Here is a 4,349-nt window from a genome sequence, read left to right on the forward strand (position 1 = left end):
ACAGATTCACAGATTACAAAATTACTCTTTTTGAAATTAATGAATTGATAAGTTTCATTTTGCAAAGGATATTTTTTATCATAATATTGCATATATTTAAATTTAAATCTGTGAATCTGTGGCTTTAATTATTTTTTACCCACGTTATTTTTATTCCTAACTTTTGTTAAATAAACTACTGACGGAAGAGTGTTAAGTTCTTCCAACAAACCATAAGCCCTCTCGTCCTTAAAATGTTTTGTGATTTTTGAATCCTTTTTGTTCATATCTCCAAAAGTAATCGCCTTTGACGGACAAGTCTGAACACAAGCAGGTTTAATTTCCCCATCAACTAACTCACGTCCCTCCTGTTTTGCCTGTATTTTCTTTTCTTGAATTCGCTGAACACAAAATGAACATTTTTCAACTACACCCCTTTCTCTCACAACAACATCGGGATTAAGAACCATTTTATTCAAATCGTCATTGAAATTATAATCAAAATCTTTATTGTCAGTATATTTGTACCAATTAAAACGCCTCACACTGTAAGGGCAATTATTCATACAATATCGTGTACCGATGCAACGATTGTAAGCCATTGAGTTCAAGCCTTCTTTAGTATGTGGCGTTGCTGAAACAGGGCAAACATTTTCACATGGAGCATTATCACCATGCTGACACATCACAACTTGATGTAAAACCTCAGGATTTTCATTTTCCACACTTGCCCCAACTTTATCAGATTCGGTTGAATAATATCTGTCAATTCTTATCCAATGCATTATTCTTCTGTTCTTCACTTCTTCTTTTCCAATTACTGCAATATTATTCTCTGCTTGACACGCAACTATGCAAGCATTGCAACCAATACATTTGTTGAGGTCGATACTCATTCCCCAAGATGCTCCGGGAAATTCCTGCTTTGGATACATTGAGGAAAATTCTCTTACATATCTTTTATGTGATTCATTCCCTGCTGATTTATTTTTTTTGTATTTATTTAAAGTTGTTTCCTTCACAATTTCACGCCCTTCCATACTATGATGAGTTTGTGTGGAAGCCAAAGGATAAGTTTTAGCTGTTCTTTTTAAAGATACACCATCTATCAAATATTGTCGTGTACTATTTTTGAATTGAACTAATGAAAAAGCATTTCCACCAACTCCTTTTGCTACTTTCCCAGCATCTGTTCTGCCATATCCCAAAGCAATAGAAATAGCTCCATAAGCTTGCCCTGATTGAATTAAAATTGGAAGTTCAATTTTATTGTTTACTTTTAAAACATCCTCTTGTTTCCATCCCTTGTCTTTTGCAAATTTTGGTGAAACTGCAACATAATTATCCCACACAATTTTGGAAATAGGGTCGGGTAGTTCCTGCAACCAAGGGTTATTAGCTTGAATTCCATTACCTAATGCAACGTTTTCGTAAAGAACACACTCAATTCCTTTTGCTTTCTGTGTTTTACTAATTTTTGAAATGTTTTTTTTGATAAAATCAAAGTTAAATTTCGGGTTGAAATTTTGTTTTACAGCTAAATTAAAAACTCCTTTTTGCAAACTATGATTCCAAAATTCACGAAAAGAAATGTATCTTATTTGTTCTGTAAACAAATTCCTTTCCCAGTATTTTTTTATATACGAATGATAATCTCCCTCAATACCTGCCCAACTCATAAGGTTTTGCTGTGCTTGTTGTGTGTCAAAAATATTTCGAATACATGGTTGTCCCAGGCTGTAAATTCCACTGTAAGCTTCTGCATCGCTCCATGATTCCAAAGGATGATTGTCAGGACACAAATAATTTACATACTTTGAGCTTTCATCTTTCTTTTGTGAAAACGAAATACTTAATTCTACTTTTTTTAATCCTTGCACAAATTTTTTCGCATTGTAATAATCGTAAACAGGATTAACATTGTACATAATCAATCCTTTTACAGAAGCATTATTCATTTGCTCTACAACTCTGTTAAAACTTTTGTCATTTGCTTGCTTTAGCAAAGTTGTTCTTTTAAAGTCAATAGTATTTCCAATATTTTTTAACAAAGAATTAATTGCATTTACAATTGCTTGAATATAAATATCGTTTGTTCCCGAAACAATAAGTGATTTTGATTTATTTTTTAAAAGCTCATTTGCAATTTCATTAATATTAATAGGGGATTTTTTTACAGAAATAGGAAATGCATTTCTTCTTTCCGCTATTTTATTATAAAGATTAATTAGAATGATTTTTTCATCTGAAGGCTTAATTGGGAAACGTGTATCGGCATTACTTCCTGTTATTGAAAGATTTGTTTCAAACTGATAATGTTTTGACATTGAGGTTTTTCCATTTGTCAAATCTCTTGTTTCGGAATACTGTTTTGTAAATTCCGTAGGAGAAAGCCAAGTACCAAGAAAATCTGCATTAAATGCAACAATAACTTTGGCTTTATCAAAACGATAGGATGGAATTGCGTTTTTCCCAAAAGTTTTTTTATTTGCCTCAAGCATAGCAGAATAAGACACAGAATCGTAGTAAACTACTTCTGTAGTTGGAAATTTCTTTTTAAAATCCTCAAATAAATTTACGGTTGAAGGGCTGATTATCGTAGATGAGAGTATTACTATTTTTCCTTTTTCCTCATTTATCTTTTCTAATTTCGTACTTATCTCTTGGTTTATTTTTTTCCAATTAGTTTTTTGTCCGTTTATTAAAGGATATTTTTGTCTTGAACTATCGTAAAGGCTTAACACCGAAGCTTGAGCTCTTGCACTTGTTCCTCCTTTTGTTAAAATGGAAAGTTCATTGCCTTCAATTTTTATCGGTCTGCCATCTCTCACTTTTACAAGCACAGATGCATAATCATGACCATCAAAATAAGTGGAAGCGTAATGAATTGCTTCTCCCGGTGTGATTTCTTCCGCTTTGTTAAAAAAAGGAATAGCCTTGCGTACAGGTTGTTTACAACTTTCAAAAGCTAAATAGCCTGCTGAAAAACCTAATACTTTTAAAAAATCTCTTCTGTTGGTTTTAAATCCGATTTTTATTTCTTCATCAGTCAATCCTTCAATGGAAAATTCAGCTTCGCTTCTTCCATTTTTACATTTGGTTTTATCTGTTGTTACTAACTCCTCTGTACTTCTCCAATACTTTTTCATAAAAACATTAATTTCTAATAATGACAAACTGAGCAATCTAATCCTCCAATATCCTCAACACTTACTGAGTTTCTTTGACCTGATTTTATTTGCTGATGAAAAGTTTTATAATTTTTATAAAAATCGTTCTTTTTAAATTCTACATTTTTCTCTCTGTGGCAATCAATACACCAGCCCATACTCAAATCTTTTACCTGAACTATTCTATCCATATCTTCTACATTCCCATGACATTCAGTACAGTCCATTTTCCCTAAATTTACATGTGTAGCATGATTAAAATAAACATGGTCGGGCATGTTGTAAACCCTAATCCACTCAATAGGTTTTTGGTTTTTCCTACTTTCAAATATTTTATTTATCTCAGTTTTTCCTGTATTAGCTCCTTCTTTAATTACTGAATGACAATTCATACAAAGCTCAGTACTTGGGATTCCTGCGTACTTGCCATCACTTGCAAAACTATGGCAATAAATACAATCTATTTGATTTTGTGTTGAATGAATTTTGTGCGAAAAAAGAATAGGTTGGTCGGGAGAATAACCTTTTTGATAGCCTAATGCTTTTGCTTCGGTGTAAGTTATTTTTATCATAAAAACAAGCGTTGCAAAAATTACAACAGCATGTATCCATTTCCATTTAATAAATTTTGTGATAGCAATATCAATTAGAAATAAAAGAAAAATAAAAAGCATTACAAAAAATAACAACCGACTATCCTTTCGAAGATATTTATTTTCCTGAGTAAAAAAATCTTCACTAATTCTTTTCTCAGATGCTTCAATAAGTTCTTTTGGGGGAGGTTCGTAATTTTTGATAAAAGTTAGAAGTACTTTAATTTGCTCATCAGTAAGGTCATTGTCGGGCATTGGAACTTTATAATATTCATTAAAAATTTTTATAGCTTCTTCATCTCCGTTTTTTATCATTGTTTGTGATGAACGAATAAAATCAATAAGCCACTCTTCACTTTTTTCTTCTGTAATTCCCTTAAGGTCAGGACCAACAATTTTTCCTTCACCAATGCTATGGCATTCTTTACAAACCTCCCATTCCTCAAGCTCTTGCTGTGAATAAATCACTTTAGGAACAAGCTGAAAAGCCAAAAGAAAAAATAAAATTGTAAAAAAGGAATTTCGTTGCATTTTTAAACTGCTGTAATCTATCTAAAGTAAATTCTATTACTTGGCAAAAATAAAAAAATAAAATGTTTTAAATAGT

General features: G+C 31.7%; 2 protein-coding genes. Both read right to left on the reverse strand.

Translation table 11 applies throughout. The annotated features are described in order from the left end of the window. Positions 1 to 128: 128 nt before the first annotated feature. Positions 129 to 3,128, reverse strand: a complete 3,000-nt coding sequence (locus U9R42_12655) for a TAT-variant-translocated molybdopterin oxidoreductase (protein MEA3496868.1) — start codon at positions 3,126 to 3,128, stop codon at positions 129 to 131. A gap of 14 nt (positions 3,129 to 3,142) precedes the next feature. Beyond that, positions 3,143 to 4,273 carry a c-type cytochrome gene (locus tag U9R42_12660; GenBank protein MEA3496869.1) on the reverse strand — a complete coding sequence of 377 codons (1,131 nt, stop codon included), beginning with the start codon at positions 4,271 to 4,273 and terminating at the stop codon, positions 3,143 to 3,145. Positions 4,274 to 4,349 lie beyond the last annotated feature (76 nt).

It is taken from the genome of Bacteroidota bacterium, from assembly GCA_034723125.1.
Lineage (GTDB): Bacteria > Bacteroidota > Bacteroidia > CAILMK01 > JAAYUY01 > JAYEOP01.

Coding starts and splice junctions, on each gene's coding strand:
- U9R42_12655 (MEA3496868.1), bottom strand. CDS start 3,128: ATGAAAAAGTATTGGAGAAGTACAGAGGAGTTAGTAACAACAGATAAA.
- U9R42_12660 (MEA3496869.1), bottom strand. CDS start 4,273: ATGCAACGAAATTCCTTTTTTACAATTTTATTTTTTCTTTTGGCTTTT.